The organism is Alicycliphilus denitrificans (assembly GCF_044792555.1).
Classification (GTDB): domain Bacteria; phylum Pseudomonadota; class Gammaproteobacteria; order Burkholderiales; family Burkholderiaceae_C; genus Alicycliphilus; species Alicycliphilus denitrificans_A.
On the sequence record NZ_CP126238.1, the window covers coordinates 3,923,764 to 3,950,023 of the forward strand.

Annotated in this window: 27 protein-coding genes; 10 read left to right on the forward strand and 17 right to left on the reverse strand. The window is 68.0% G+C overall.

The window, feature by feature from the left end; genetic code table 11:
- Positions 1–9 precede the first annotated feature (9 nt).
- The 7 genes from rpsH to rpe form a co-directional block, all read right to left on the reverse strand.
- Positions 10–405 carry a 30S ribosomal protein S8 gene (gene rpsH, locus P7644_RS18645; RefSeq protein WP_404300738.1) on the reverse strand — a complete coding sequence of 132 codons (396 nt, stop codon included), beginning with the start codon at positions 403–405 and terminating at the stop codon, positions 10–12.
- 21 nt (positions 406–426) lie between these two features.
- Positions 427–732, reverse strand: a complete 306-nt coding sequence (gene rpsN, locus P7644_RS18650; protein WP_011803856.1) for a 30S ribosomal protein S14 — start codon at positions 730–732, stop codon at positions 427–429.
- 9 nt (positions 733–741) lie between these two features.
- Positions 742–1,281, reverse strand: a complete 540-nt coding sequence (gene rplE, locus P7644_RS18655; RefSeq protein WP_404300740.1) for a 50S ribosomal protein L5 — start codon at positions 1,279–1,281, stop codon at positions 742–744.
- A 10-nt stretch (positions 1,282–1,291) separates the two neighbouring features.
- Entirely contained in the window at positions 1,292–1,612 is a 321-nt protein-coding gene (gene rplX, locus P7644_RS18660; protein WP_404300741.1) for a 50S ribosomal protein L24, read from the reverse strand.
- A gap of 9 nt (positions 1,613–1,621) precedes the next feature.
- Entirely contained in the window at positions 1,622–1,990 is a 369-nt protein-coding gene (gene rplN, locus P7644_RS18665) for a 50S ribosomal protein L14 (protein ID WP_047350286.1), read from the reverse strand.
- A gap of 305 nt (positions 1,991–2,295) precedes the next feature.
- Positions 2,296–3,015 carry a phosphoglycolate phosphatase gene (gene gph, locus P7644_RS18670; protein ID WP_404300742.1) on the reverse strand — a complete coding sequence of 240 codons (720 nt, stop codon included), beginning with the start codon at positions 3,013–3,015 and terminating at the stop codon, positions 2,296–2,298.
- Positions 3,012–3,692: a ribulose-phosphate 3-epimerase gene (gene rpe / locus P7644_RS18675; RefSeq protein WP_404300743.1), complete on the reverse strand. Its 681-nt coding sequence runs from the start codon at positions 3,690–3,692 to the stop codon at positions 3,012–3,014. Before rpe ends, gph begins: the two co-directional genes overlap by 4 nt.
- A gap of 42 nt (positions 3,693–3,734) precedes the next feature.
- On the opposite strand from rpe, the gene P7644_RS18680 reads away from it, so the two are divergent.
- From P7644_RS18680 to P7644_RS18695, 4 genes are all read left to right on the forward strand, one after another.
- Positions 3,735–3,908, forward strand: a complete 174-nt coding sequence (locus tag P7644_RS18680; RefSeq protein ID WP_404300744.1) for a hypothetical protein — start codon at positions 3,735–3,737, stop codon at positions 3,906–3,908.
- Positions 3,905–5,899 (forward strand): site-specific recombinase, encoded by a 1,995-nt coding sequence (locus P7644_RS18685; protein ID WP_404300745.1) that lies wholly within the window; start codon positions 3,905–3,907, stop codon positions 5,897–5,899. Before P7644_RS18680 ends, P7644_RS18685 begins: the two co-directional genes overlap by 4 nt.
- A 155-nt stretch (positions 5,900–6,054) precedes the next feature.
- Positions 6,055–7,317, forward strand: coding sequence for a cation:proton antiporter (locus P7644_RS18690; protein WP_404300746.1), 1,263 nt, complete (start codon positions 6,055–6,057; stop codon positions 7,315–7,317).
- Positions 7,307–8,431 (forward strand): YbdK family carboxylate-amine ligase, encoded by a 1,125-nt coding sequence (locus P7644_RS18695; RefSeq protein WP_404300747.1) that lies wholly within the window; start codon positions 7,307–7,309, stop codon positions 8,429–8,431. The genes P7644_RS18690 and P7644_RS18695 overlap by 11 nt, the downstream gene beginning before the upstream one ends.
- Here P7644_RS18695 and P7644_RS18700 read toward each other — a convergent pair whose 3' ends face one another.
- Positions 8,432–8,854 (reverse strand): hypothetical protein, encoded by a 423-nt coding sequence (locus P7644_RS18700; protein WP_404300748.1) that lies wholly within the window; start codon positions 8,852–8,854, stop codon positions 8,432–8,434. It lies immediately after the preceding gene.
- A 93-nt stretch (positions 8,855–8,947) separates the two neighbouring features.
- Between P7644_RS18700 and thiL the strand changes: the two genes are divergently transcribed.
- From thiL to P7644_RS18720, 4 genes are all read left to right on the forward strand, one after another.
- The gene (gene thiL / locus P7644_RS18705; protein WP_404300749.1) at positions 8,948–9,922 is read left to right on the forward strand and encodes a thiamine-phosphate kinase; all 975 of its coding nucleotides are present in this window, start codon (positions 8,948–8,950) and stop codon (positions 9,920–9,922) included.
- 78 nt (positions 9,923–10,000) lie between these two features.
- On the forward strand, positions 10,001–10,480 hold the full coding sequence (locus P7644_RS18710; protein ID WP_404303249.1) for a low molecular weight protein-tyrosine-phosphatase: 480 nt from the start codon (positions 10,001–10,003) through the stop codon (positions 10,478–10,480).
- A 60-nt stretch (positions 10,481–10,540) separates the two neighbouring features.
- Positions 10,541–11,059, forward strand: coding sequence for a phosphatidylglycerophosphatase A (locus tag P7644_RS18715; protein ID WP_404300750.1), 519 nt, complete (start codon positions 10,541–10,543; stop codon positions 11,057–11,059).
- 6 nt (positions 11,060–11,065) lie between these two features.
- Positions 11,066–11,578: a CinA family protein gene (locus P7644_RS18720; RefSeq protein ID WP_404300752.1), complete on the forward strand. Its 513-nt coding sequence runs from the start codon at positions 11,066–11,068 to the stop codon at positions 11,576–11,578.
- A gap of 8 nt (positions 11,579–11,586) precedes the next feature.
- Here the strand turns inward: P7644_RS18720 and P7644_RS18725 are convergent, their stop codons facing one another.
- The 7 genes from P7644_RS18725 to P7644_RS18755 all read right to left on the reverse strand — a co-directional run bounded on the left by P7644_RS18725 (position 11,587) and on the right by P7644_RS18755 (position 21,384).
- Complete coding sequence (locus P7644_RS18725; RefSeq protein ID WP_404300753.1) at positions 11,587–13,227, reverse strand: methyl-accepting chemotaxis protein; 1,641 nt, start codon at positions 13,225–13,227, stop codon at positions 11,587–11,589.
- Positions 13,224–15,476, reverse strand: coding sequence for a putative bifunctional diguanylate cyclase/phosphodiesterase (locus P7644_RS18730; protein WP_404300754.1), 2,253 nt, complete (start codon positions 15,474–15,476; stop codon positions 13,224–13,226). Before P7644_RS18730 ends, P7644_RS18725 begins: the two co-directional genes overlap by 4 nt.
- Before the next feature lie 277 nt (positions 15,477–15,753).
- Positions 15,754–16,362 (reverse strand): ANTAR domain-containing response regulator, encoded by a 609-nt coding sequence (locus P7644_RS18735; RefSeq protein ID WP_404300755.1) that lies wholly within the window; start codon positions 16,360–16,362, stop codon positions 15,754–15,756.
- Positions 16,352–18,280 carry an MASE1 domain-containing protein gene (locus P7644_RS18740; RefSeq protein ID WP_404300756.1) on the reverse strand — a complete coding sequence of 643 codons (1,929 nt, stop codon included), beginning with the start codon at positions 18,278–18,280 and terminating at the stop codon, positions 16,352–16,354. Before P7644_RS18740 ends, P7644_RS18735 begins: the two co-directional genes overlap by 11 nt.
- 92 nt (positions 18,281–18,372) lie before the next feature.
- Entirely contained in the window at positions 18,373–19,200 is an 828-nt protein-coding gene (locus tag P7644_RS18745) for a UPF0149 family protein (protein WP_404300757.1), read from the reverse strand.
- Between the two features lie 440 nt (positions 19,201–19,640).
- Positions 19,641–20,123, reverse strand: a complete 483-nt coding sequence (locus P7644_RS18750; protein WP_404300758.1) for a putative toxin-antitoxin system toxin component, PIN family — start codon at positions 20,121–20,123, stop codon at positions 19,641–19,643.
- A complete protein-coding gene (locus P7644_RS18755) occupies positions 20,113–21,384 on the reverse strand; it encodes a class I SAM-dependent RNA methyltransferase (protein ID WP_404300759.1) in 1,272 nt (423 codons plus the stop codon). The genes P7644_RS18750 and P7644_RS18755 overlap by 11 nt, the downstream gene beginning before the upstream one ends.
- A 167-nt stretch (positions 21,385–21,551) precedes the next feature.
- Here P7644_RS18755 and P7644_RS18760 point away from each other — a divergent pair, with 167 nt between their 5' ends.
- Together P7644_RS18760 and P7644_RS18765 are read left to right on the forward strand one after the other, a co-directional pair.
- Positions 21,552–23,375 carry a methyl-accepting chemotaxis protein gene (locus P7644_RS18760; RefSeq protein WP_404300760.1) on the forward strand — a complete coding sequence of 608 codons (1,824 nt, stop codon included), beginning with the start codon at positions 21,552–21,554 and terminating at the stop codon, positions 23,373–23,375.
- A 148-nt stretch (positions 23,376–23,523) separates the two neighbouring features.
- Positions 23,524–24,165 (forward strand): PEP-CTERM sorting domain-containing protein, encoded by a 642-nt coding sequence (locus P7644_RS18765; RefSeq protein WP_404300761.1) that lies wholly within the window; start codon positions 23,524–23,526, stop codon positions 24,163–24,165.
- Between the two features lie 75 nt (positions 24,166–24,240).
- On the opposite strand, the gene P7644_RS18770 is transcribed toward P7644_RS18765, so the two are convergent.
- Together P7644_RS18770 and P7644_RS18775 are read right to left on the reverse strand one after the other, a co-directional pair.
- Complete coding sequence (locus P7644_RS18770; RefSeq protein WP_404300763.1) at positions 24,241–24,678, reverse strand: acyl-CoA thioesterase; 438 nt, start codon at positions 24,676–24,678, stop codon at positions 24,241–24,243.
- Positions 24,679–24,716: 38 nt separating this feature from the next.
- Complete coding sequence (locus tag P7644_RS18775) at positions 24,717–26,249, reverse strand: RNA polymerase factor sigma-54 (RefSeq protein WP_404300764.1); 1,533 nt, start codon at positions 26,247–26,249, stop codon at positions 24,717–24,719.
- Positions 26,250–26,260 lie beyond the last annotated feature (11 nt).

The following is a 26,260-nucleotide window of genomic DNA, read 5'->3' on the forward strand; positions in this document are numbered from 1 at the left end:
AATGCCACGTTACGCGACGTAGCAAAGCACCTCGCCACCGACACCGGTAGCGCGCGCCTTGCGATCGGTCATCACACCCTTGGGCGTGGTGACAATTGCCACACCCAGGCCGTTCATGACTTGCGGAATGGAATCGCGGCCCTTGTACACGCGCAGGCCGGGGCGGCTCACACGCTCGATACGCTCGATCACGGGGCGACCGGCGTAGTACTTCAGGGCGATTTGCAGTTCAGACTTGCCCGCTTCGGACTTCACTTCGAAGCCGTCGATGTAACCCTCGTCCTTCAGCACCTGCGCGATGGCAACCTTCACCTTGGAAGAAGGCACCGACACGGTGGCCTTGGACACCATTTGCGCATTGCGAATGCGGGTCAGCAAGTCAGCGATGGGATCACTCATGCTCATGTTGTATCTCTCCTGCTTCGCTTACCAGCTGGCCTTGGTGACACCGGGGATGTCACCGGCAAATGCCAGTTCACGGATCTTGGCGCGGCCCAGACCGAATTGACGGAAGGTGCCACGGGGACGACCGGTGATTTCGCAGCGGTTACGCTGACGCGTGGGGTTGGCGTTGCGGGGCAACTTCTGCAGTCCCAGGCGTGCAGCCTCGCGCTCTTCGTCGCTGCGCTTGGCATCGCCGGCAATCGCCTTCAGTTCCGCGTACTTGGCGGCGTACTTGGCGGCCAGTTTTTCGCGCTTGAGTTCGCGCTGGATCAAAGCTACTTTAGCCATACGCTGCCTTTAGTTCTTGAACGGGAAACGGAAGCCGGCGAGAAGGGCCTTGGCCTCTTCGTCGGTCTTGGCCGTCGTGGTAATGCTGATGTTGAGACCACGCAAGGCATCCACCTTGTCGTACTCGACCTCAGGGAAAATGATCTGCTCTTTGACGCCGATGTTGTAGTTGCCACGGCCATCGAAAGCGCGGCCGGAGATACCACGGAAGTCACGCACGCGCGGCAGGGCCACGGTCACGAAACGATCCAGGAATTCATACATCTGGGCACCGCGCAGCGTCACCATGCAGCCAATGGCCTGGCCTTCGCGGATCTTGAAACCAGCGATGGCCTTCTTAGCCTTGGTCACCACGGGCTTTTGACCGGCGATCTTGGTCAGGTCGCCGACGGCGTTGTCCATGATTTTCTTGTCGGCCACGGCCTCGCTCACACCCATGTTCAGGGTGATCTTGGTCAGGCGGGGAACCTCCATGATGGACTTGTAGCCGAACTTTTCTTTGAGTTCAGCCGCGATTTTTTCGCGATAGAGTTTTTGCAGTCGTGCCATGTGCTACTCCTTAGGCGGCCTTGATTTCGGCGCCGCTGGACTTGAACACGCGGACACGCGTGCCGTCGGCCTGCACCTTGATGCCCACGCGATCAGCCTTGCCGGTAGCGGCATTGAAGATGGCCACGTTGGACTGGTGAATGGGCATGGCCTTTTCCACGATGCCGCCGTTCGTACCCTTCATGGGATTCGGCTTGACATGCTTCTTGACCAGGTTGATGCCATCAATGACCAGATGGGAGTCATCCTTGCGCAGCGTGACCGTGCCACGCTTGCCCTTGTCACGACCGGCGATGACGATGATTTCGTCGCCCTTGCGGATCTTGTTCATGGCGCTTCCTTAGAGAACTTCAGGAGCCAGGGACACGATCTTCATGAAGCGCTCGGTACGCAGCTCGCGCGTCACGGGGCCGAAGATGCGGGTGCCGATGGGCTCCAGCTTGGCATTGAGCAGCACCGCCGCATTGCCATCGAACTTGACGAGCGAGCCGTCGCCGCGACGAATACCCTTCGCCGTGCGCACAACCACAGCACTGTAGATCTCGCCTTTTTTGACGCGACCACGCGGCGCTGCTTCCTTCACGCTCACCTTGATGATGTCGCCAACGCTTGCATAGCGACGCTTGGAACCGCCCAGCACCTTGATGCACAGGACAGACTTCGCGCCGGTATTGTCGGCAACGTCTAACCGAGATTCTGTTTGGATCATTTCAATATTCCCAACTTGCTCCAGCACATCCCGACAGCCCCAGAGTCCTTCTCAAGGGCTGCCAAGCAGCCAGTCAGTCTTGGGCCCGTCGTCCACGTCGCGAACCATTTCGCAGCGCTTCCACTGGGCAGAAACCTCGCGTATTTCACGCGAAGCCTTGCATTATCACTGCAAACAAAACCAACGTCAAGCACTGATTTTGTCCAACGAGGCATGAGCCTGGCGGGGCCAGCTTGCCAGCGGGGCCGGATCGATCACCAAAGCGATGGTGATCGACATGGACCAGGCTCAGCTGCGCACCCTATTCAGCTTTTTGACAGCGCACACACCCAGGCCGGCACCAGCTCGCGCAGCGCGTTCACGTAGCCGTCGGCATCCACTTCGCGCACCGGCTGGCCATGGTTATAGCCGTAGGTGACCAGCGCCACAGGACAGCCCGCGGCGCGGGCGGCGCGGGCGTCGTTGCTCGAATCACCCACCATCAGCGTGCGCGCGGGCAGCGTGCCCAGGGCCGCGCAGGTTTTCAGGATGGGCAACGGGTCGGGCTTCTTGCGCTCGAAGGCGTCGCCGCCGAATACATGGTCGAAGAATCCGTCCAGGCCCTTGGCGCGCAGCAGCGGCAGGGCAAAGCCGGCGGGCTTGTTGGTCAGGCAGGCCAGGCGCAGACCCGCGCCGCGCAGGGCCATCAGGCCTTGCTGCACGCCCGGGTAGACGCTGGAGTAGCGCCCGTTGATGACCAGGTAATGGTGCTGATAGCGCTCCCAGGCGCGCGCGTAGAGCGCTTCAATTTCTGAAGCATCCGGCGCTTTCCCTGCCTGCGTCAGCACATGATTCAATACCGAACGCAGCAAATGCTCGCTGCCCTTGCCCACCATGTGCTCGATGCATGCGGGCTCTATCGCGGGCAGTTGCAAGTCCTCCAGCATGCCGCCCAGCGCCTGGGCAAAGTCGCCCAGGGTGTCCACCATGGTGCCGTCCAGGTCGATGATGGCCGCGTCTATGCCTTGCAGGCCCGGAGCCGTCATGCCAGGGCCTTGCGCATGGCGTCAATGACCGCCTTGTAGTCGCTCTGGCCGAAGATGGCGCTGCCGGCCACGAAGGTGTCGGCGCCGGCGTCGGCCACGCGGCGGATGTTGTCCGCCTTGATGCCGCCATCCACCTCCAGGCGAATGTCCTTACCCGAGGCCTCTATACGCCTGCGCGCGGCCTCCACCTTGCGCAGCGTGCTATCAATAAAGCTTTGCCCGCCAAAGCCGGGATTGACGCTCATGAGCAGGATCAGGTCGATGTCCTCGATCACCCAGTCGAGCACATCGAGCGGCATGGCCGGGTTGAAGGTCAGGCCAGCCTTGCAGCCGCGCGCCTTGATCGCCTGGATGCTGCGGTGCACATGGCTGCTGGCGTCGGGGTGGAAGCTGATCAGATCGGCGCCGGCCTGGGCAAAGGCCTCGGCCAGCGCGTCCACGGGCTGCACCATGAGGTGCACGTCGATCGGCACGGGGCGGCCATCGGGCGTGACCGCGTGCGGCTTCAGGGCCTGGCACACCATGGGGCCGAAGGTCAGGTTGGGCACATAGTGGTTGTCCATCACGTCGAAGTGGATCCAGTCGGCGCCGGCGGCGACGACGTTGCGCACTTCCTCGCCCAGGCGGGCAAAGTCGGCGGACAGGATGGAGGGTGCGATGCGGTAGGTGCGGCTCATGGGCGCGAATTGTCGCAGCTACGGGAAGCTACCATTGGCGCCATGCCCAAGTACCCGCTCCGGCTCGAGACCCGGCCCCAGTGCCTGCCCGACCATTGCCTGCCCGAAGAGGGCGCGCATGGCTTTGCCTCCACCATCACCCACACTCGCGGCATCTGCGCGCAGCCGGCCGCGCGCCACTGGATCATGCCAGCCACGGCACGGGTGCTGCATTGAGCCACAACACGCCGGATCTGGCGCAGCTGCTGGCCGACCTGGACCCCGCGGCGCCGCTGGCACAGCGCCACCTGCAGCTGCTCGCGCTACTGGCCTGGGTGCGCGGCCATGACCAAACGGTAGAGGGCGCGACGGGCCGCGTGGCCCTGCTGGTGCAGGCAGCCGAGCAATCGCCTGCGCTGCGGGCGCGGCTTACCGCCTGGTGGGCCCAGCTCACGCGGCACCTGGACATCACCACCCTGCTGGCCGACTTCGGCTTCGCGCAGCGCACCTCCATGGCCAGCGAGCTGGCCGAGCGCCTGCGCTACAAGCTGCTGCCCGTCAGCCCCGAGACCCAGGACGCTTCGGAGCTGTTCATGCTGGCACTGCCGCACGAGTTCGACGCGCGCTGGCTGGCCGCGCTCGACGAAGCGCTGCTCGCACGCCTGCTCGCCGTGCTGCTGCCCGCGCAGGACGACGGCGAAGGCGGCGCAGGCGCCAGCGAGTGGCAGCGCGCGCTGCTGGACGCCATCACCTACTGCGCGGGCCAGATCCTCGCCACCGGCTTTGCCCCCGAGCTGCGCCTGCGCATGAGCGAGGCGGTGCGCGCGGAGCAACCCTTCCACGCACTGCTGCGCGACGCGGAAAGCCTGCGCGTGGAGGTGCTGCATCCGCTGCGCACGGGCGAGCGGCTGCAGCAGGCCGTGCAGGGCCTGCGCGAGCGCCTGGATACCTGCCGCGCCGCCGTCAACAGCGTCTACGCGCATTTCGAGGACAACGGCATCTCGGTGGGCCTGGTGTTTCGCCTGCGCCAGCTGCGCGCACGCATCCTGCGCGTGCGCGAGCTGCTGGAATGCCTGCTCTCGCCGCGCCCGGCCGTGGCCGCGCTGCAGTTGATGTCGCACCTGGTGATCGTCGGGCGCGTGCGCCGCAGCGTGCGCGCCCTGGTGGCCGCCAACTCGTCGCTGCTGGCCGCCAAGGTGGCCGAGCGCAGCGCCGAGACGGGCGAGCACTACATCACCCGCACGCGCGCCGAATACCTGGCCATGGTGCGCCAGGCCGCGGGCGGCGGCCTGGTCATGGCGTTCACCACGCTGTTCAAGTTCGGCCTGTACGCGCTGGCGCTGTCCGCCTTCTGGGGCGGCTTCATGGCGGGGGTGAACTATGCCGTGAGCTTCGTGCTGATCCAGATGCTGCACTTCACGGTGGCCACCAAGCAGCCGGCCATGACGGCGCCGGCCATGGCCGCCAAGCTCAAGGAGCTGGAGGGCGACCAGGCCGTGGAGTCGTTCGTGGACGAGGTCGCGCACCTGGTGCGCTCGCAGGTGGCGGCAGTGCTGGGCAACGTGCTGCTGGTGTTCCCCGCCGCGCTGGCCCTGGCGCTGCTCAGCGCCCAGGCGCTGGGACGCCCGGCCATAGACGCGCAGCACGCCATGCAGACGCTGGATGCACTGCATCTGCTCGGCCCCTCGCTGCTGTTCGCAGCGCTGACCGGCGTGTTGCTGTTTGCCTCCAGCATTTTTGCCGGCTGGGTGGAGAACTGGTTCGTGCTGCACCGCCTGGACTCGGCCATGCAATACAACCCGCGCATCACGCGCGCCCTGGGCGCGCGGCGCGCCGCGCGCTGGGCGCAGTTTCTGCGCGACCACATCTCGGGCCTGGCGGCGAACATCTCGCTGGGCTTCATGCTGGGACTGGTGCCGGCGTTCGCGGCCTTCTTCGGCCTGGGGCTGGAGGTGCGCCACGTCACGCTGACCACGGGCCAGATCGGCGTGGCCGCCGCCACGCTGGGCCAGCAGTTGCTGCACGAGCCGGCATTCTGGTGGGCCGTGGCCCTGGTGCCGTTGAACGGTGCACTCAACGTCGGCGTCAGCTTCTACCTGGCGTTTCGCCTGGCCCTGCGCGCGCACAACGTGGGCCGCGTGGACCGCAGGCGCATCTACCGCGCGCTGCGCCGGCGCGCGCGCCACGCGCCGCTGAGCTTTTTTGTGCCTACCCGCGCCAGCGTCTGATAAGGTCCAGGCAGCAGGCATTGCGTCTGCTGCCTGCACAGGCCGCGCAAGCGCCGGCGCCGGTGCGGGACCCATCCGGGCCTCCATCGGCGCTGCGGCGCCCGGCCTGCCCCGGCATACGGCGGGCCACGCCCGCACGCGACGGAAGGACAACCATGAATGATCTGACGAGCTTTTGGGCGCAGTGGCTACGCCCATCGGCGGGACTGCCCACGGTGCAGTGGGCGCTGCTGCTGGCCGTGGCTGCGGTGACGGGCTACCTGGTGCAGCGCCACAGCGGCCTGCCCAAGGTGGTGGGCTACACGCTGGTGGGCACCATCGCCGGCCTGGCGGGCTTTGGCGGCGCCGTGTGGCCGCTGCAGGGCATAGGCCTGTTCCTGGTGGAGCTGGCCGTGGCCGTGGTGCTGTTCGAGGCCGGCGGACGCATCCCGCTGCGCTGGTTCCGCCACAACCCCATGGTGCTGGTGCAGAGCATCGCCGAATCGGCGCTGACCTACTTCGCCGTGTACTGGACCATGCTCTGGTTCGACGTGCCCGAGCGCGCCGCCGGCCCGCTGGCCCTGGTGGCGCTGGCCGCGTCACCGGCCGTGCTCACGCGCGTGGTCAGCGACACGCGCGCCGCCGGGCCCGTGACCGAGCGCGCCATCGTGCTGGCCACGCTGTCCTCGCTGTACGCGCTGGCGCTGGGCAGCGCCCAGGCCGGATTGATCCAGCGCCCCGCCACGGGCCTGCTCGGCCAGCTGTACCCGGTGCTGGTGGTGCTGGGCGTATCCATCGCCGTGGGCGCGCTGCTGTCGCTGGCCATGCGCCTGGCGCTGCGCGTGATGAGCCCGACGAGCGAGAACACCACCATCCTGCTGCTGGCGCTGATCGCCGCCAGCACCGCCGTCACGGCCCACCTGGGCGGCTCGGCGCCGCTGGCGGCGCTGCTCGGCGGCATGCTGCTCAAGCACCTGCACCCGCGCCCCTGGGCCTGGCCGCGGCAGATGGGCACGGCCACCTCGCTGCTGACCATGCTGATGTTCGTGCTGGTATCCACCGTGGCCGCCCAGGGACAGTGGAGCATGGCCGTGGCCGGCAGCGTGCTGGCGCTGATCGCCGTGCGTCTGCTGGCCAAGGTCGTGGGCGTGGGCCTGGGCAATGTGGGCAGCGGCGCGAGCTGGCGCCAGGCACTGTGGCTGGGCTGCGCCATGACGCCCATGTCGGCCATCGCGCTGCTGGTGGCCTCGCAGTTCATGCAGGCGCCCTCCGCCACGGGCGAGCTGATCGCACGCATCGCCCTGCCGGCGATTCTGGTCATGGAACTGCTGGGCGCCGTGATCGCCGCCTTCGCCATCTACCGTGCGGGAGAAAGCTCCAAACCCTGGCTTGCGCTGCACGGCCCGAGCAACCGTGGAGAGTCCAGCCATGAGTCTTGAAGCCTTTTCCCATTCCGAACCGCTGACCCTGGGCGTGGAGCTGGAGCTGCAGCTCGTGAACACGCACGACTACGACCTCGCTCCCTACGCCGAGGACATGCTGCGCCTCATGAAGAAGATACCCCTGCCCGGCAGCGTGGTGCCCGAGATGACCAGCAGCATGATCGAGATCTCCACCGGCGTCTGCCACAGCAGCTCCGAGGTGCTGGGCCAGCTCACGCAGATCCGCGACGCGCTGGTGAAAAGCGCCGACAAGCTCAACATCGCCGTGGCCGGCGGCGGCACACACCCGTTCCAGCAGTGGCACGAACGGCGCATCTACGACAAGCCGCGCTTCCAGGAACTGTCGCAGCTCTACGGCTACCTGTCCAAGCAGTTCACCATCTTCGGCCAGCATGTGCACATCGGCTGCCCGGACGCCGATGCCGCGCTGCTGATGCTGCACCGCATGAGCCGCTACATCCCGCACTGCATTGCGCTGTCGGCCTCCAGCCCCTATGTGCAGGGGCAGGACACGGCCTTCGATTCGGCGCGCCTGAATTCGGTGTTCGCCTTCCCGCTGTCCGGCCGCGCACCCTTTGTGCTGACCTGGGACGAGTTCGGTCGCTACTTCGAGAAAATGACGCGCACCGGCGTGGTCAAGAGCATGAAGGACTTTTACTGGGACATACGCCCCAAGCCCGAGTACGGCACCATCGAGATCCGCGTCTTCGACACCCCGCTGACCATAGAGCGCGCCGCGGCCCTGGCCGGCTTCGTGCAATCGCTGGCGGCGTGGTTCCTGGCCGAGCAGCCCTTCATGCCGGCCGAGGACGACTATCTGGTCTACACCTACAACCGCTTCCAGGCTTGCCGCTTCGGGCTGGACGCGGTCTATGTGGACCCGGCCACGGGTCAGCACATGCCGCTGCGCGAGCACATCCTGCAGACGCTGGACCATATCGCGCGCCACGCCGGCGCCCATGGCGCCTCGGGCGCGCTGCATGTGCTGCGCGGCGAGACCGCCGCCGGCCAGAACGATGCCCGCTGGCTGCGCAGCAGCATGCGCGAGGAGCAGTTACTGGCCGAGGTCAGCCGCCAGGCGGCGCTGCGCTTTCGGGGGCTGGCGGCGTAGTTACTTGCGCACCAGGGTCAGCTCGCGGTCGCCGCTGCTCTGGTTCTGGCCGGTCACACGCCCATCGGGGTGGCGCACCAGGGTCAGCTGGCTGTCCTTGCAACCCTGCAACGCCTCGGAGAAGAGCAGGGTCAGGCGCATTTCCTGCTCTCCCACAGCATCATGGCGCACCGCCACTTCGCGTCCGACGCAGGGAGCGTTCTTCTGGCTGGCGAAGGTCTTCCAGCTGCCGCCGCTGTCGGTGATTTGCAGGTCGGCCTGCTGCATGCGGGCCTTGCCTTCCCAGGTCACGACCCACTGGCCGAGGAACGGGTTGCCGGCCTGGGCCCAACCCGCACTGGGGGCCACGGCCAGCAGCGCCAGACAGGATGCACTGGCCACCATGGCGGCCATACGGTGAAGGAATGGGGGAAGGAATGCCATACAACCTCCAGAGAGATGGGTCATGGGGGCGTTCAATATCCGACTTTTGCCGCTGCGGGACAAGGGACGGCGGCGATCGCCTATGCTCGGCGGATGGGTGAATTCGATCTGATCGCACGCTTTTTCACGCGCCCCGTGCGGCGCGCCGCCCTTGGCGTGGGCGACGACTGCGCGCTGCTGGCGCCCGCGCCTGGCATGCAGCTGGCCGTCTCCAGCGACATGCTGGTCGAGGGCCGGCATTTCTTTGCCGGCGTGGACCCCGCGGCCCTGGGCCACAAGGCGCTGGCCGTAAACCTGTCGGACCTGGCGGCCTGCGGCGCGCGCCCGCTGGCCTTCACACTGGCGCTAGCGTTGCCGCGCGTCGACGAGCCCTGGCTCGAAGCCTTCGCGCGCGGCCTGCTGGCGCTGGCCGACGAGCATGGCTGCGAGCTGGTGGGCGGCGACACCACGCAGGGCCCGCTCAATATCTGCATCACCATCTTCGGCGAGGTACCCGCGGGCCAGGCGCTGCTGCGCAGCGGCGCGCAGGCGGGCCACGACATCTACGTGAGCGGCACGCCCGGCGAGGCGCGCCTGGCGCTGGACGCGCTGCGTGGCCAGTTGCACCTGCCCGCCGCCACGCTGGCGCGCCTGCGCCCACGCCTGGAACGCCCCACGCCGCGCGTGGCCCTGGGGCTGGCGCTGCGCGGCCTGGCCACGAGCGCCATCGATGTCAGCGACGGCCTGCTCGGCGACCTGGGCCATGTACTCAAGGCGTCTGGCGTGGGTGCCGATATCGACGCCTTTGCCACTACTGATTTGCTAGCTTCCAGCGCTTGCCACGAAAGCGCTACAGGCCAAATTGACCAAAATACATTGCTGCAATGCGCGCTGGCCGGCGGCGACGACTACGAGCTGGCCTTCAGCGCCGCGCCCGCGCAGCGCGGCGCCGTGCAGGCCGCCGCCGCGGCCAGCGGCACGCCCGTCACGCGCATCGGCCGCATCACGCAAGAACCCGGCCTGCGGCTGCTGGACCGCGCGGGCCAGGCACTGCAAGGCCGCTTTGCCTCGTTCGACCACTTTGCCTGAATGACAAGCCCTCCCCTGCTGCCCCCCGCCCTGCTGCAGCGCGCTCGCACGCCGGGCAGCCCGTCCGTGGACCTGCTCATGGTGTGCATGGGCAATATCTGCCGCAGCCCCACGGCGCAGGGCGTGCTGCAGGCCATGGTGCAGGGTGCCGGCCTGCAAGGGCGCATCACGGTGGACTCCGCCGGCACGCATGGCTACCACGTCGGCCTGCCGCCCGATGCCCGCGCCCAGCGGCACGCCGCGCGGCGCGGCTACGACCTCTCGCGCCTGCGTGCGCGCCAGCTCACGGCGCGCGACTTCGAGCGCTTCGACCTGGTGCTGGTGATGGACCAGGCCAACGAAAGCGCTGCCCTCGCGCTGTGCCCGCCAGCTCAGCGGGGGCGGGTGCTGCGGCTCACGGACTTTTGCCTGCGGTATCAGGCCAGCGCCGTGCCCGACCCCTACTACGGCGCTGCCCAGGGCTTCGAGGAGGTCCTGGACCTGGTGGAGGACGCCTGCGCCGGCCTGCTCGCGGCGCTGCCGGCGGCATCGCCCGAGCCCCCCAAGCAACACGCCTGATAGCATGGCGCGCTTGTCTGCCCAGGGCGCGGCATGCGCGCCCGGCCCCATTCGCCTGTCATGACCGCTCTCTCCCCTGCCCGCCGCCCGACGCCCGCCTTCTTGCTCGCCCACCCCGCGCACTGCATCGCCCTGGGCTTTGGCAGCGGCCTGTCGCCCAAGGCGCCGGGCACGGTGGGCACGGCCTGGGGCTGGCTGGCCTTCCTGGTGTTGCAGCTGTGGCTTACCCCTTTGGGGCTGGGCCTGCTGATCCTGCTGGCGCTGGCGCTGGGCTGGTGGGCCTGCAGCGTCACGGCGCGCCACATGGGCGTGGCCGACCCGGGCAGCATCGTCTGGGACGAGATCGTCGCCATCTGGATCGTGCTCTGGCTGGCCATGCCCATGGGTTTCTGGGGCCAGCTCGCCGCGTTCGCGCTGTTTCGCTACTTCGACGCCGCCAAGCCCGGCCCCGTGGCCTGGGCCGACCGGCTGTTCAAGGGCTTTGGCTGGCGCGGCGGCTTCGGCATCCTGTTCGATGACCTGGTGGCCGCGTTCTGCACGCTGCTGGTGCTTGCACTATGGCGCCATCTTCTGGGGTGAACGGCCATGTCGATATCAAAACATGAGCTATCTGCGCTTGACACACAAGCGCTGCAGGCCTATTTGACTCATATTTCGACGACCCTGCTGGCACGCGGCTGGATGCTGGCCACGGCAGAAAGCTGCACCGGCGGCATGATCGCCGCCGCCTGCACCGACCTGGCGGGGTCGAGCCAATGGTTCGAGCGCGGCTTCGTAACCTACTCCAACGCCGCCAAGGTGCAATGCCTGGGCGTGCCGGCAGAGCTCATAGAACAGCAAGGCGCGGTGAGCGAGAGCGTGGCCCGCGCCATGGCCCAGGGCGCCGTGCGCCACAGCGCGGCCCAGGTCGGCGTGGCGGTGACGGGCATCGCCGGCCCCACGGGCGGATCGGCCGACAAGCCCGTGGGCACGGTGTGGTTTGGCTGGCAGGTGCATGACAGCACGCACAGCGAGCTGCGCCACTTTGCCGGCGACCGGGCCGCCGTGCGCGCGGCCACGGTGCGCCATGCGCTGGCGCGGCTCGCTGCCCTGCTATAGGAGCCGCTTCAGGCCAGCAGCAGCGCGGGCGCAGGCCGCCGCACTGGCAGCAGCTCCAAGGCGGGCCCGTCGGGCGGCTCCGCCAGCGACGGCGACGCCTCCTCCAGCCGGAACACGGCAATCGCCTCGACCTGCGCCTGGGCCTGCTGCCGCAGGCTGTCGGCCGCGGCCGAAATTTCCTCGACCAAAGAGGCATTGCGCTGCGTGCCCTGCTCCATGTGTTGCACGGCCTGGCCGATCTGGGCCATGCCTATGCTCTGCTCGGCGCTGGCGCTGCTGATCTCCAGCATCAGCGGCGCGGCGCGGCTTATGGCGTTCACCGCCTCCTGGATGGTGGCGCCGGCACGGTTCACCACCGCCGTGCCATCGGCGGCACGGCCCACGCTGGTGGCTATGAGCTGCTTGATCTCGCGTGCGGCCTCGGCCGAACGCTGGGCTAGCGCGCGCACCTCGCTGGCCACCACGGCAAAGCCACGCCCCTGGGCGCCGGCGCGCGCGGCCTCGACGGCGGCATTCAGGGCCAGGATGTTGGTCTGGAAGGCGATGCCATCGATGAGGCCGATGATGTCGGCCATCTTGCCCGCCGAGTGGTGGATTTCGTCCATGGTGCGCACCACCTGGGCCATCATCTGGCCGCCCTGCGTGGCGGCGTCGCTGGCGTGCGCCACGATGGTCTGGGCCTCGCGCGCATTCGCGGCGCTGTGCTCCAGGGAGGCCGTGAGCTGTTCCATGGCGGCGGCCTGCTGCTCCAGCGCGCCGGCCTGCTCGGTGGTACGCACCGCCAGGTCCTGGTTGCCGGCGGCGATCTGCACCGCGGCATTGGCCACGCTCTCGCTGCCGCGGCGAATGTCGCGCACCACCTGCGCGAGCTGCGCGCGCATCGCCGCCAGCGCCTGCAGCACCTGGGCCGCCTCGTCCCGCCCCGGCGCGGCTATGGAGCGGTCCAGGTCGCCGCGCGCCACGCCTTGCGCGGCCTCGACCGCCTGCGCCAGCGAGCCGGTGATGCCGCGCACCAGGGCCCAGCCAAACACCAGGGCGAACAGCAAGCCGAGCCCCATGGCCGTCAGCGACAGCGCGCGGATGGCGGCGTAGCGGGCATCGGCGGCCTCGTAGGCCAGGCGCGCCTGCTCGCGCTGCAGGCGCACCAGGGCGTCGATGCCGGCACCCACGGGCACGTAGAGCGGACGCACGGCCTGCAGCACCACCTGCTGTGCCTGTTGCGGCTCTTGCGCGCGCAGGGCGGCGACCGCGGGCCGCAGGCCCTGCTGTACGAAGCGCTGGCGGTGCAGGGCAAAGTCCTGGGCCAGGCGCTGCTCCTCGCCGGCCAGCCCGCCACCATGGCCGGCCAGGTACTCCTCCCAGATGCGGGTGATGGCGGCGATGTTCGTCTCCACCTCGTCGGCGCTGGCGCGCATCTGCCCGGGCTCCGGGGTCACCAGGGCCACGGCCAGGGCCAGCCGGTTGCGCAGCAGTAGCGACTGGATCTGCCCCATGCGCGCCGTGGCGGCCAGGCGCTCCTCGTACAAAACCCGCATATCGGCATTCGCCTGGGCGATGCCCCATTGCCCCAGCAGGCCGATGCACAGCACCAGCAGCGACAGGGCGCCGGCCAAAAGGGATACGCGGGTGGAAATCTTGAATCGGTTCATGCCTGTCTTTCAGCGCTCGGGAAAATGCTCGGTTCGGAATGAACCACGGTCAATGTGCCGGCCTGGCTGCGCAGCCAGGCCTCCAGCGCCGGTGCGGGCTGCGGCATGCCAAACAAATACCCCTGGAACCCCGGGCATTGCAGCTGTGCCAGGGCCTTGGACTGGGCCTCGGTCTCCACGCCCTCGGCCACCACATGCAGCCCCAGGCTGCGGGCCATGCCCACGATGGTGCGTACGATGACCGCGTCGCTCGCCTGCGGCCCCAGGTCCTGGATGAAGCTGCGGTCGATCTTCAGCTGGTACAGCGGCAGGCGCTGCAGCTGCGACAGGCAGGAGTAGCCCGTGCCGAAGTCGTCGAGCGCAAAGCGCACGCCCAGACTGCGCAGCGTCTGCATCTTGCGCACGGTGTCGTCGATGTCGTGCAGCATCGTGCTTTCGGTCAATTCCAGCACCAGCCGATCCGGCCTGGCACCGGTGCTGGCGAGTGCCGCATGCACCTGATCCACGAAGCCCGGGTGGGCGAACTGGCGCGCGCTCACGTTGACGGAGATCGTCAACCTGCACGCATGGGGCTGGTCGGCCCAGGCCCGCAGTTGCGTGCAAGCCGCCTGCAGCACCCACTCCCCCAGGGTCAGGATCAGGGCCGACGCCTCGGCAATGGGGATGAACTGCCCCGGCGGAACCTGGCCGTGGTGCGGATGCCGCCAGCGCAGCAGCGCCTCCACGCCCACGGGCTGGAGCCGGGCATTCACCTGCACCTGGTAGTGCAGCGCCAGCTGGCGTGCGGCTATGGCGCCATGCAAGGCCGTCTCCAGCGCCGCCCTGGCCTCAAGCTTGGATTGCAGCACCGGATCGAAGAAGCGGTAACCGTCGCGTCCCGCGCTCTTGGCCTGGTACATGGCCATATCGGCACGCTTGAGCAGTTCCTTGGCGCTGCTCGTGCCCGGCCGGAACAGGCTCACCCCCAAGCTGGCGCTGGTATGCATCTGGCGCCCGGCCAGTTGGGAGGGGCTGGACAAGGCGGCCAGCACCTGCTCGGCCAGCGCCCGCGCCTGGGCCTGGGCCTGGGACTCGTCCGGATGCAAGCGCTGCAGGAGGACGACGAACTCATCGCCGCCCAGGCGCGCCACCAGCCCCCGCCCTGCCACGGCCTGCGTCAGACGCTGCGCGGCCTGGGCCAAATGCTTGTCGCCCTCCTCATGGCCCAGCGTGTCGTTGATGGTCTTGAAGTTGTCCAGATCCACCAGCAGCAATGCCCCATGGGAGGAAGCCCCCTCCTCCAAGGCCTGGCGCATGTACTCGCGCAGCAGGAGGCGGTTGGGCAGCCCGGTCAGCGGGTCGAAATAAGCCAGCTTGTGAATGGCCTGCTCGCTCTTGCGCAGCCTGGTCTGCATGGAACGCAGCGCCCGAAAAACGTTGCTGATCTCGTCGCGCCCGCGCACGGCGATGGGCGTATCCAGCTGCCCGCCGGCAATGCGGTCACACACCGCAATCACCTGGCGCAGCGGCTCGACGATGGAGCGGATCAGCAGCAGGCCCAGGCCGCTCAAGACCAGCATGGCGGCGACCAGGGCGCCCAGGGAGAGCCAGCGTGTGTACTCGTAGCGGCGCACGCCCCCATGGTAGGCCGCATCGGCAAATTCGAACTGCAGGCCCACCAGTGCCTGGATCTCGGGGTAGGCCTGCGCGTACAGCGCGCGGGCGTTGTCGGCCAGCCGCCGCGTATCCAGATAGTCCAAGCCACGCAGGGCCGCCAAGGCCGGCGCCACGGCCTCGTCGAGATAGCGCGCCCGGTAGTGGCCGAAGCGCTGCGCCAGCGCCATCTCGTCGCTGCCGCGCGGCACCGAAAGATAGTCGGCCCACAGTTGGTCGATCGCGCGGATGTTGCGTTCGATCTGCAGCGTCGCCTGCCAGGCGGCGGCCGGCTCCAGCGCACCAGACGCCGGCGCTGCCTGGGACAGGGAGAGCTGCAGGTGCAACTGATTGGCCAGCATGAGCTGCGCGATCTGCGATAGCGAGCGCACCGGGGCCATGCGGTCCTCGTACACCACCCGCAGGCTTTCCTTGGATGCAGCCAGACCCCGGATGCCGGCCGCCGCCAGCACCGCGGCCACCAGGATCGCCAGCACCATGGTGAGCGCAAGCCGCGTACCGATGCGCAGGCGCGTCAGCTGATCCTGGATGGCCTCGGCGTGCAGCAGGCGCGACCTGCCCGCCGCGCGCCGGTGCCCATTGGCATGCGCCATCATGCGTGCGCTCCCGCACGCCGCACGGCAACACCCGCAGCTAGCTGTTCACAGTACCCAAAGAGACCCGGCATGACGCCCCCGCTTGCAACGACGACCATCGGCACACAAGGCACCGGTCGATGGCTGGATAGGCGGGGGCAGGGCCTGAAGACAATACAGTGCGGCAGAGCCGCACAAGCAACAAACTATTATGATCCGGCTTTCAATAGATCGCATCCACAAAAACCCCTGGCGCACGGGATGCCGCCGGGGTGGCAAGGTTGTTGGCTGACCTATATCAACGCTGCCGCGACTCGCAGGCGCGCACGAGCTCCTGCGCCACTGCCGCCAGCTTGCGCCGCTGGGCGCGCGCGGCATTGCGCAGCAGCTCGAAGGCCGGCTGGCGGGCCATGCGGTACTGCGCCATGGCGATGCCGGTGGCCACGTTGATCTCGCGGTCGGTATCGAGCGCCGCCTGCAGCTGGGCGCTGGTGCGGCGCAACTCATCGAGTTCGCGCGCGCGCCGCAGCGCGGTTTCTATCGCCGGCTGGATCTGGTGCAGCATGAGTGGCTTGACCAGATAGCCCAGCGCTCCGCTGCGTGTGGCGCGCTCCACATTGGCAGCGTCGCTGTAGGCGCTGAGCATCACAAACGGCACATGGCCGAGCTCGGCAAGCCGCCGGGCCAGCGCCAGGCCATCAGACCCAGGCAAATGCATGTCCACGATCGCCAGGTCGGGACGCAGGCTGGCGCCGAGCAGCGCCTCGGCCTCTGCCACGTCCACGGCGACATCGACCCGATAGCCCAAATGGCGCAGGCCCGCGCCCAGCGTACCCAGGATCAGCCGGTCATCATCCACCAGCAGCAGGCTGGTGCGTGGCGTGTCAGCGTCAGCGTCAGCTTTCATGTTCATGCTTCTCCAGCACGGATGCAGCCCGGCCCCACTGGAGCACGGGTGCCTGCAGGCTCAGGCGTGCCACGGCACGCTCGCCGAGTTGTTCCAGCGCCAGGGCGGCACCGGAACGCGGCATCAGGGTCGCAACCAGTTCCAACCCCACCCGCCCTTCTGGCGGGGCATCGGGCCAGCGCCCGCGGTTGGAAATGGTCAGCCATGCCTGCCGCCCCTGTTGCACCTCTATGCCGACCTGCACGTCCTGGTGCGTGCGCCCACCATGCTTCACGGCATTCAGGATCAGCTCATGCAGGATCAACGCCAGCGGCACGGCCTCCGCTGGCTGAATGCGATATGCCGACGCGCCCGCATCGGGCGGCGGCAGCTGCATGGCTATGGCTACGCACCACAGGGCACCGACACCCTCGGCCACCTCCTGCACCAACTCGCACAGCCGCACCTGGTCTGCCCGGCTGCGGCCCTTCAGGCCATGCAACACGGCCACGCTGTGCACCTGGCCGGCGACCTCGGCGAGCGGCTCGTGCAGCACGGGATGGCGCTGCCCCAGCGTCTGCAACAGGCCGGTGATGCCCTGCAGGTTGTTCTTGATGCGGTGATGCACCTCGCGCACCAGCACGTCGCGCTGGGCCTGTTCGCGCTGGCGGCGCAGCGCCTGCTGGCGCCGCCAGTCGCTGATATCGCTGAGCGTGAACACATGGTGCGTCACCTGGGCGCGGGAGTTGGTGACCGGCGTGCAGGTGAGCCACACGGGATAGCGCTGCCCTGATTTGCGCCGGAGCCATGCCCGCAGCTGGCGCGCCGGCCAGGGCGGCGGGCCCTCGCTGCCCTGGCCACTGCTGGAGGCACGCAGGAAATGTGGCGTGCGCCCCAGCACTTCGTGCGCGGCATAACCCGACATGGCCAGCAGCGATTGGTTGGCGCGCAGGATCACCCCCTGGGCATCGGTGATCAGCAGGCCTTCCTGGCACTCGAAGGCGATGGCGGCGATGCGTGCCTCGGCGTTCTGGCGGCGCAGCTCCTGCAGATAGGAGGCCAGCGCCATGCCGACCAGGAACAGGATCATGACGTAGGCGCCATAGCCCAGCCCGCCGCTGGCCTGCAGGTCTTGCGCAAAAAAACCCTGGCGCTGCTGCATGCCCCAGCCCGCCTGTGCGGCGACCAGACACAACAGCCCCATGGTGCCCGCCACCCCCAGACGCACACCGGCCCAGACCACGAAGAGAAACAGCCAATAGGCATGGGCCAACGGCCGCAGGCCAGGGCCGCCCCAACCCCAGAAAATCACGCTTCCCGCGGCACAGGCCAGCCCATACAGCAGCACCCCCTCGGCCAGCTGGCGCGGCGGCACGCCGGCACGCCAGGCCTGGCGCCACGACAGGATCAGCGGCACGATCAGCATCACGCCCAGGGCCGACCCAGCCCACCAGCGCAACCACCGCACCACCCACTCGGCGACGGCCCAGTCCCCTGCCACCAGCATGACGCCGGCCCAGGCCAGCGCGCCGCTGCCCGCGGCCCAGCCGCCCCCATGCAGCAGCAATTGCCGGAAAGGGGGCAGCGCCGCGTGCTCCGGCCCCTGTCGGCGCAGTAGTCGCCAGCCCAGGCCGGCCTCGACGCCCCAGGCCAGCAGCTCGGCCACCGATGCGCCCTCCTCGCCAGTCCACGGTCGCCATAGCGCCATGCACAGCCCGCCCAGGGCCAGGCCCGCGCCAAAGCGCAGATGGTCGTGGCCGCTGCGGCACAGCAACAGCGCCAGAACCAGGCCGCCGGTGGGATGCAGCAGGCCCAGAGCCTCCCCGAAACCCGCTCCGCCCGTGCTAACCAACAGGCCCAGGCCGCCCAGCCATGCAGCAGCCAGCCCCATGCCCTGGAGCAGGGGCCGCCAGGCAGTGGGAACGACATGCGTGAACATGGGCTGGGGCGATTGCAAACCCCTTATTGCAAACCGTTCACCCCTGTGACGGCTTGACACACATCAAACAGCACGAAACGCCGGGCGCGCCCTCACGCCCCGCAGCATTTCTTGTACTTCTTGCCGCTGCCGCAGGGGCAGGGGTCGTTGCGGCCGGGCTGTGCGCCCTTGACGACCGCCTCCACGCGCGGGCCCAGGCTGCGCCAGAGCTGGCGCAGGTCGTACACGGCCCAGATGGCCTCGCCGAAGACCTCCAGGCGCTCCTGGCTGGTGCTGGGCGGGCCGTCCTCGGCGTACATGCAGATCTCGGGCCGGCCGGTGTCGTCCTCGGTCAGGGCGACGATGGATTCCAGCGCGCCGTCCAGCCACTGCGCGGCCTCCTTGTCGCGCGGGGCGGCCCAGTCCTCGGGCCAGTTTTCCACGGCGAACAGGAAGCCCAGGGCCCAGACCTGGCCGAACGAGGGGATCTCCTGGCCCTCCATCTCGGCCCGTTCCTCCTCGGGCAGGCTGGCGATGGCGCCGCGCATGTCGATGACCTCGGGCTGGAAGGCGTTGTCGGCATCGAGCGACTCGGCCTGCGCATCCAGCTGCTGCTCCACCTCAGCGCGGCGCAGCTCCCACAGGGCCAGAAAACGCTGCTGCTGGGCCAGGCTCTTGAAGGGCGGCATGAGCGGCAGGGGCGCGCCATAGGCACCCTCCAGGGGCAGGCCATCGCCCAGCAGCATGGGCAGCCATTCGGCCGCGGGCACGGGGCGGCGCGTGCAGACCAGGGCCGTCAGAAAGCCGTCGCAGAACTCCCACTGCGGCAGGTCTTCCTCGCGCGTGCGCAGGTCGTCGAGCAGCTGGTCGAGTTCGTCGAGTTCATCGGGCCCCAGAGCCGGCTCGGCGGCGCTGGCGGGAGCGGTGTCGGTGGTGGTCATGGTCGTGGTGCCGCTGTGACTGAGTTTGCGTGGGAGGGTGCGCCAGTGTAGCGCTCGCACCCAATTTACTATGATTTAAATAGCTGTTGGCGATTTATCCAGCTGCGTTAAATCCCGGCTTGCCCGAAAAAAACGCCCCATGCCAGGCGGCAACGGGGCGTGATCTACGCTAGTGCGGGCCGCGTACGGCCGCGCACATTACTGGCTGGCAACGGCCAGATGAGCCGCGCGGGCTTCTTGGATGAAGTCGATGATTGAAAGGATGACGTCGCGCATTTTGGTTCCTACCTGAGATGCCCATCCGGTGCATGGCGGTGCGCATCTCGAACACCGCTCAGCATCGGGTTAACCACTAGGTGTTAACCCTAGGCACTAAGTATAAACCACAATCCAAATTCGTGCTGCACCGCAACAAACACGCGCACCCATGGGTGCAATGTTCAGCCCACACAGGGTGTAGCGTCATCAAAAACAATAGCTGCAGTCACATGCGTATCTAGCGTCAACAGCCGTTTTCTCATACATAGCACGGCCTTATCCTTGGACACCAGGATGGCGCGGTGCGCCACCGCCAGGTCGATGAACTTCTGGTCGTCCGCGTCCTTGCAGACATAAGGGGCACGCGCGGCCACGTCCACCAGGCGTGTGCCGGCATCGAATGCGGCCAGCACGTCCGCCGCGTCCACCCCATGGTGCTGCATGCGCGGCCGCAGGTGGGCGTACTGCAGCACGCACCCGAGCTCGTCGCGCATGGGCTGGGTGGTGAGCCAATGCAGGCGCCGCGCCCGCAGCAGCGTGCGTACGGCGGCCACGGCGGGGTCGGCAAAGAGGAACAGGTCGAGCACGATGTTGGTGTCCAGCACCACCGCGTGCGCGCCCGCACCGGCCTGGGCCACGGCGGGCAGGCGCAGCTCAGGGCGCATCGGGGGGCGTGCCGGGGTGGGGACGTGCGCGCGCCGAGCCGGCCACCAGGTCGAAGCGAAACAGCCGGCACTCGATAGGGCCGTTCCACAGCGGCACGCGGCGCGACTCCTTCAGACGCATCTTGCCCGGCAGCTTCAGGTCGGGGGTGAGCATCCAGGCCTGCCAGCCGGCGTAGTTTTTCTTCCAGTGCGCGGCCAGTTGCGCAAAAAAGTCCACGCCGTCCTCGGTCTGGGCGGTTTCGCGCCCGGCGCGCTGCACCTGGCCCATGCGCTCGCGCGCGTCGCGCCCGGCCGTGCCCGCGGCGGCGATGCGTTCGCCATAGGGCGGGTTGAGCAGCATCACGCCGGCCCGGTCGCAGGGCGGCATGCGCTGTAGCGCGTCGCCGCCGCGCAGCTGCACGGCCGCGGCCACCCCGGCGCGCTCGGCGTTGCGCTGGGCAAAGTCCACCATGCGGTGCGATACATCACTGCCAAAAATCGGCACACGCGCCGTAGTAACGGCGTCAGCAGCTTCTTCTTTAATAGCAGCCCAGACATGGGCCTGGTAGGGCAGCAGCTTCTCGAAGGCGAAGCGGCGCCGGCTGCCCGGCGCGATGCGGCAGGCCATCTGCGCGGCCTCGATGAGCACCGTGCCGCTGCCGCAGCAGGGGTCGTACAGCGGCAGGGGGTCCGCGCCATGCGGGTCCCAGCCGGTGGCGGCGATCATGGCCGCGGCCAGGGTTTCCTTCAGCGGTGCGTCGCCCTTGTCCTCGCGCCAGCCGCGCTTGAACAAGGGCTCGCCCGAGGTGTCGATGTACACGGTGGCCAGCTCGTGTGTCAGGTGCAGGTGGATGCGCACGTCGGGCCAGCGGGTTTCCACGTCGGGGCGCGCGCCGGCCTTGGTGCGAAAGCGGTCGGCCACGGCGTCCTTCACGCGCAGGGCGGCAAAGTTCAGGCTCTTGAGCGGGCTGTGCTGGGCCGTGACCTCGACCTTGAAGCTCTGGCGCGGGGTGAACCAGGCCTCCCAGGCCACGTCGCCGGCCAGCGCGTAGATGTCATCTTCGCTGCGGTACGGCCGCTCGGCCAGCTGCACCAGCACGCGCTGGGCCAGGCGGCTGTGCAAATTCAGGCGCAGCGCGTCACGCCAGCTGCCGCGCAGCAGCACGCCGCCGCGGCCGACGAGCAGATCCTGGCCCGTGAGACCCGTGAGGCCATGGACCTCGTCGGCCAGAAAGCCCTCGACGCCGGCGGCGCAGGGCAGGAAAAGTTGCAAGGTATTCATAGAGCCCGTCAAGCATAAGGCACGGCCAGGCACATCTGGCATACACGGCCTTGCACGTCCCGGCCAGCGGCCGTTGTTACACAAGAATGGCCCGGCATTGGGGAAAGGGCAAAAAAACCAGCAGTAACATGCAAAACGGATTCAATACAAACTCAGGAGACTCCCCCATGTTCCAAAGCCTGCGTGCCCGCCTGATCGGCATGAGCATCGCCGTTGCCACCTTGTCCCTGCTGGGGCTGTCGCTGGTGGCGTTTGTGGTGGTGCGCGGCAGCATGCTGCAGGCCCTGGACGAGCGCATCGGCGGGCTGACGCGGCAATATGCCGCGGAGCTGACGCAGTGGATCGGCGACAAGCAGCAGCTCACCAGTTCCATCGAAATCGCCGTGCGCGAAGACAACCCCCTGCCCTTCCTGCAGGCGGCGGAGAAAGCGGGGCTGGACCTGGCCTACTTCGTCATGGCCGACAAGCGCCATGCCTTTACCAAGCCGCGCCCCGCGGGCTATGACGGCACGGAGCGCGGCTGGTACAAGCAGGCCGTGGCCGCGGGCGGGCCCGCCATCACCCCGGCCTACCCCGACTCGGCCACGGGCAATCTCACGGTGAGCCTGGTGCGGCCCGTGATCGAGGCCGGACGCACGCTGGCCGTGGTGGGCTCGGACATCGAGCTCTCCACGGTGGTGAAGAAGGTCACGGGCATACGCGCCACGGACAAGAGCTTTGCCTTCCTGCTCGACGGCGCCACGGGCAACATCCTGGCGCACGCCAATAGCGCCCTGACGCTCAAGCCGGTGAGCGAGCTCGCCTCCGGACTGGACCAGGCCCTGTTCACGCGCCTGGCAGGCCAATTGGGGCATGAGACGGTCACCATCGACGGCCGGCCACAGCTGCTGTACGCCGCCAAGGTCGAGGGCACGCCCTGGGTGCTGGCCGTGGTGGCGGACCAGGCCGCAGCCTTGTCCGCGCTCACCCGGCTCGGCCAGATGACCATGTTCAGCACCCTGCTCTTTGCCGTGATCGCCGGCCTGGTGATGGCCACCGTGGTGGCGCGCATGCTGCGCCGCCTGACGCTGGTGCGCGACGCGCTGCAGGGCATTGCCTCGGGCGAGGGAGACCTCACGCGCCGCCTGGACGCCACGGGGCGCGACGAGCTGGCGCAGATCGCGCAGGGTTTCAACCAGTTTGCCGACAAGATCGCCGCCGTGCTGCTGCGCATACGCCAGGCGTCCGAATCCGTGCGCCTGGCCACAAGCGAGATTGCCAGCGGCAACCAGGATCTGTCGGGACGCACCGAGGGCCAGGCCAGCTCACTGGAAGAGACCGCGGCCGCCATGGAACAGCTCACGGCCACGGTGCAGCAAAACGCGGCCAACGCCCGGCATGCCAACCAGCTAGCGCATGAGGCCTCGCAGGTGGCCATCCAGGGCGGGGCGGCGGTGGCGCAGGTGGTGCAGACCATGGGCGGCATACACAGCGCCTCGCGCAAGATCGAGGACATCATCAGCGTCATCGACGGCATCGCCTTCCAGACCAACATCCTGGCGCTCAACGCCGCGGTCGAGGCCGCGCGCGCCGGCGAGCAGGGCCGCGGCTTTGCCGTGGTGGCCACCGAGGTGCGCCAGCTCGCCCAGCGCAGCGCCACGGCGGCCAAGGAAATCAAGGTGCTGATCGACGACTCGGTGGGCCAGGTCGGCGCCGGCAGCCGCCTGGTGCAGGACGCGGGCGAGACCATGCAGAAGGTCGAGCAAAGCATTCGCCGCGTCAGCGCCATCGTGGCCGAGATCAGCAACGCCAGCCAGGAGCAAGGCACGGGCATCGCCGAGATCGGCGACGCCGTGTCGCAAATGGACCAGGCCACGCAGCAGAACGCCGCCCTGGTCGAGCAGGCCACGGCGGCGGCGCATGCGCTGCAGCAGCAGGCCCACGACCTGGCCCAGGTGGTCGCCGCCTTCAGGCTGCCGCAGGGGGAGGCCGCGCAAAAGCTGCTGGCTTGACGCGGCACAGACCTCGCGCCGCGGGTGTCAGATTTTTTTACGGCGGCGGCCTTTGCTCAGGTCGTCTTCTTTAAAAATCAATGGCTTGGCATCCTGGAACGCGACTTGCTTCGGATATGGACACCTGCTCACAATAGGAGAACCCATCATGAAGCTGACCGCAACCATGACCAGCCTTGCCGGTGTGTTATTGGCTGGTGTCGTTGGTACCGCACAGGCCGCCGTCGTCGATTTCCAGGACGTGCCCTCAGGCAGCTGCTACTACGCCGGAACCACGGTTCAAAGCCAGGGCTTCACCTTTGCCGGCAACCCCGTGGATTCTTCGATGTATATCTGCGACCCGGGTGTGATTCAGAGCAACACGTCGGCCGCGCTGATCAACGCCAACGAGCGCTCCATTCTGACCATGACCGAAAGCGGGGGTGCCGCGTTTTCGCTGACATCGTTTTTTGCCGGCGGCAGGACAGAGAACTTTGCCCCCTCCCTGCCCGTTTCTCTCTATAGCGTTGCCACAAGCATTGACATCCTCGGCAATCTTGTGGGCGGCGGAACCGTCTTTACTTCCGTCACGCTGGATAGGCGTGCACCGTACGACTGGGATCAATTCTTCCTTCCGTCGTCGTTCACCAATCTGAGCTCGGTGGTCTTTACCGCCATTGGCAGAGGATCCACCCCCGAATTCCTCATCGATGACATCGTTGTCAACCGCATTCCCGAGCCCGCTTCGCTGGCGCTGCTAGGCGTGGCGCTGGCCGGCCTCGGTCTTGCACGGCGGCGCCGCCTCACCTGAGCGCCGCGGCCGCCACAGGCACCCCACAAGGCAGCGCCCCCCTGGGTCACGCTGCCTTGCTTGCCATGCCCTGCCTCAACGCGCTGCCACGGCCAAAAGCAGCTCGTGTACGGTCCCGGGGATGGGCGCGGGCTTGCGCTCCGCGCGGTCGATGAAAACCACGCCGGTCTTGCCGCGCGCCACCTCGCGGCCCGAGGACACCTCGGTCATCCGGAACACCAGGTCGAAGCCATAGCGGTTGAAGTCCTGGGGCGTCATCTCCACGCGCAGCGTCTCGCCATGGAAGGCCTCGGACTTGTACTGCGCCAGCATGTCGCCCACCACGGTGGACAGGCCGGCCACGTCGGCCTCGGTGTAGCCCAGCGAGCGAAAGAAGCGCACGCGCGCCTCGGACACCAGGCTGAGCAGCTGGGCGTTGTCCAGATGCCCGCCCTGGTTGACGTGGCTGATGTAGACCTGCAGCTCGGTGCGGAAACCGAAGCGTGCCGGCAGCTCGTAAATGATGCGTGCCATGGGGGATGTCCTTCACATTCCGTGGATTCAAAATCCGTCTATAGCGCCTTGCGCAGGTTGGCCGGTGCGATCTTCAGCGCCTCGCGGTACTTGGCCACGGTGCGGCGCGCGCACTCTATGCCCTGCTCCTTGAGCATTTCGGCGATCTGGTTGTCCGACAGCGGCTTGTGCGGGTCTTCTGCGGCCACGAACTGCTTGATGAGCGCGCGCACCGCGGTGCTGGACGCGTTGCCACCGGTTTCGGTGCCCAGGCCCGAGCCGAAGAAATACTTGAGCTCGAACGTGCCCTGGGGCGTGCCCATGTACTTGGCGCTGGTCACGCGGCTGATGGTGGACTCGTGCAGGCCCAGTTCGTCGGCGATCTCACGCAGCACCAGCGGGCGCATGGCCAGCTCGCCGTGCACGAAGAAGTTCTTTTGCCGCTCCACGATGGCGCGCGACACGCGCAGGATGGTGTCAAAGCGCTGCTGGATGTTCTTGATGAACCAGCGCGCCTCCTGCAGCCGGGTCTGCAGCGCCTGGTGGCCCTCGCCTTTGCTGCCGCCGCGCAGGGCGCTGGCGTAGATGTCGTGCACGCGCAGGCGCGGCATGACATCGGGGTTGAGCTGCACGCTGAAGGTCTGCTGCGCGCCGCGCCCGGTTTTCTTCACGATCACGTCGGGCACGATGACGTTGCGCTCCACGTCGGCAAAGCGCCGGCCGGGGCGCGGCTCCAGCCGCGTGATCAGCGCCATGGCGCTGCGCGTGTCATCCTCGCTGCTGCCGCAGGCCTGGGCCAGGCGGCGCAGGTCGCGCCGCGCCAGCAGGTCCAGCGGCTGGCGGCAGATGCACAGCGCGGCCTGCACCACGGCCGGATCGCCCTCCTCGCACTGATTCATGGCGTGCAGCTGCAGCGTCAAGCATTCGGCCAGGTCGCGTGCGCCCACGCCTGCCGGCTCCAGGCTTTGCAGCAGGCCCAGGGCGACGGTGAAGCGGTGCACCAGCTCCTCAAGCTGCGCCGGGTCATCCACCCCGGCCAGGCTGATGGCCAGGGACTCCAGCGATTCATCCAGGTAGCCATCGTCGTTCAGCGACTCGATGAGAAAACGCAGCGCCGCCCTGTCCAGCTCGGACAGGCGCAGCGCCAGCGCCTGGCGGTGCAGGAAGTCGGTCAGGGACTCGTGGCTGCGCGCCAGCTCGGTAGCATCGGCCTCCTCGCCGTCGCCGCTGCCGCCGTTGCGCAGCATGCCATCCCCCCCCCATTCCCCGTCTTCTGTGGCCGCGTCCATGCTGCCGTCGCCCTCCCAGTCGCTGGGGCTGGTAACGGCGGGCATTTCAGCATCATTTTCGGCATCAACGCTTGCTGCATCTGCGCCAGTAGCTTCTGAATATGTAGCACCACCGGCCGGATACTGCTCGGGCTCCTGCGGCCCCTCCTCGGAAGCCCGCTCCAGGAACGGGTTGTCATCGAGCATCTGCTCGACCTCCTGGGCCAGCTCCAGCGTGGACAGCTGCAGCAGGCGAATCGACTGCTGCAGCTGCGGCGTAAGCGCCAGGTGCTGCGAGACGCGCAGTGACAGATTCGGCTTCATGGCCTGGCGTC

What these genes read in the sequence shown, in the direction of transcription:
- rpsH (WP_404300738.1), bottom strand. Translation starts at nt 405, where the DNA reads ATGAGCATGAGTGATCCCATCGCTGACTTGCTGACCCGCATTCGCAAT.
- rpsN (WP_011803856.1), bottom strand. Translation starts at nt 732, where the DNA reads ATGGCTAAAGTAGCTTTGATCCAGCGCGAACTCAAGCGCGAAAAACTG.
- rplE (WP_404300740.1), bottom strand. Translation starts at nt 1,281, where the DNA reads ATGGCACGACTGCAAAAACTCTATCGCGAAAAAATCGCGGCTGAACTC.
- rplX (WP_404300741.1), bottom strand. Translation starts at nt 1,612, where the DNA reads ATGAACAAGATCCGCAAGGGCGACGAAATCATCGTCATCGCCGGTCGT.
- rplN (WP_047350286.1), bottom strand. Translation starts at nt 1,990, where the DNA reads ATGATCCAAACAGAATCTCGGTTAGACGTTGCCGACAATACCGGCGCG.
- gph (WP_404300742.1), bottom strand. Translation starts at nt 3,015, where the DNA reads ATGACGGCTCCGGGCCTGCAAGGCATAGACGCGGCCATCATCGACCTG.
- rpe (WP_404300743.1), bottom strand. Translation starts at nt 3,692, where the DNA reads ATGAGCCGCACCTACCGCATCGCACCCTCCATCCTGTCCGCCGACTTT.
- P7644_RS18680 (WP_404300744.1), top strand. Translation starts at nt 3,735, where the DNA reads ATGCCCAAGTACCCGCTCCGGCTCGAGACCCGGCCCCAGTGCCTGCCC.
- P7644_RS18690 (WP_404300746.1), top strand. Translation starts at nt 6,055, where the DNA reads ATGAATGATCTGACGAGCTTTTGGGCGCAGTGGCTACGCCCATCGGCG.
- P7644_RS18695 (WP_404300747.1), top strand. Translation starts at nt 7,307, where the DNA reads ATGAGTCTTGAAGCCTTTTCCCATTCCGAACCGCTGACCCTGGGCGTG.
- P7644_RS18700 (WP_404300748.1), bottom strand. Translation starts at nt 8,854, where the DNA reads ATGGCATTCCTTCCCCCATTCCTTCACCGTATGGCCGCCATGGTGGCC.
- thiL (WP_404300749.1), top strand. Translation starts at nt 8,948, where the DNA reads ATGGGTGAATTCGATCTGATCGCACGCTTTTTCACGCGCCCCGTGCGG.
- P7644_RS18710 (WP_404303249.1), top strand. Translation starts at nt 10,001, where the DNA reads ATGGTGTGCATGGGCAATATCTGCCGCAGCCCCACGGCGCAGGGCGTG.
- P7644_RS18715 (WP_404300750.1), top strand. Translation starts at nt 10,541, where the DNA reads ATGACCGCTCTCTCCCCTGCCCGCCGCCCGACGCCCGCCTTCTTGCTC.
- P7644_RS18720 (WP_404300752.1), top strand. Translation starts at nt 11,066, where the DNA reads ATGTCGATATCAAAACATGAGCTATCTGCGCTTGACACACAAGCGCTG.
- P7644_RS18725 (WP_404300753.1), bottom strand. Translation starts at nt 13,227, where the DNA reads ATGAACCGATTCAAGATTTCCACCCGCGTATCCCTTTTGGCCGGCGCC.
- P7644_RS18730 (WP_404300754.1), bottom strand. Translation starts at nt 15,476, where the DNA reads ATGATGGCGCATGCCAATGGGCACCGGCGCGCGGCGGGCAGGTCGCGC.
- P7644_RS18735 (WP_404300755.1), bottom strand. Translation starts at nt 16,362, where the DNA reads ATGAAAGCTGACGCTGACGCTGACACGCCACGCACCAGCCTGCTGCTG.
- P7644_RS18740 (WP_404300756.1), bottom strand. Translation starts at nt 18,280, where the DNA reads ATGTTCACGCATGTCGTTCCCACTGCCTGGCGGCCCCTGCTCCAGGGC.
- P7644_RS18745 (WP_404300757.1), bottom strand. Translation starts at nt 19,200, where the DNA reads ATGACCACCACCGACACCGCTCCCGCCAGCGCCGCCGAGCCGGCTCTG.
- P7644_RS18750 (WP_404300758.1), bottom strand. Translation starts at nt 20,123, where the DNA reads ATGCGCCCTGAGCTGCGCCTGCCCGCCGTGGCCCAGGCCGGTGCGGGC.
- P7644_RS18755 (WP_404300759.1), bottom strand. Translation starts at nt 21,384, where the DNA reads ATGAATACCTTGCAACTTTTCCTGCCCTGCGCCGCCGGCGTCGAGGGC.
- P7644_RS18760 (WP_404300760.1), top strand. Translation starts at nt 21,552, where the DNA reads ATGTTCCAAAGCCTGCGTGCCCGCCTGATCGGCATGAGCATCGCCGTT.
- P7644_RS18765 (WP_404300761.1), top strand. Translation starts at nt 23,524, where the DNA reads ATGAAGCTGACCGCAACCATGACCAGCCTTGCCGGTGTGTTATTGGCT.
- P7644_RS18770 (WP_404300763.1), bottom strand. Translation starts at nt 24,678, where the DNA reads ATGGCACGCATCATTTACGAGCTGCCGGCACGCTTCGGTTTCCGCACC.
- P7644_RS18775 (WP_404300764.1), bottom strand. Translation starts at nt 26,249, where the DNA reads ATGAAGCCGAATCTGTCACTGCGCGTCTCGCAGCACCTGGCGCTTACG.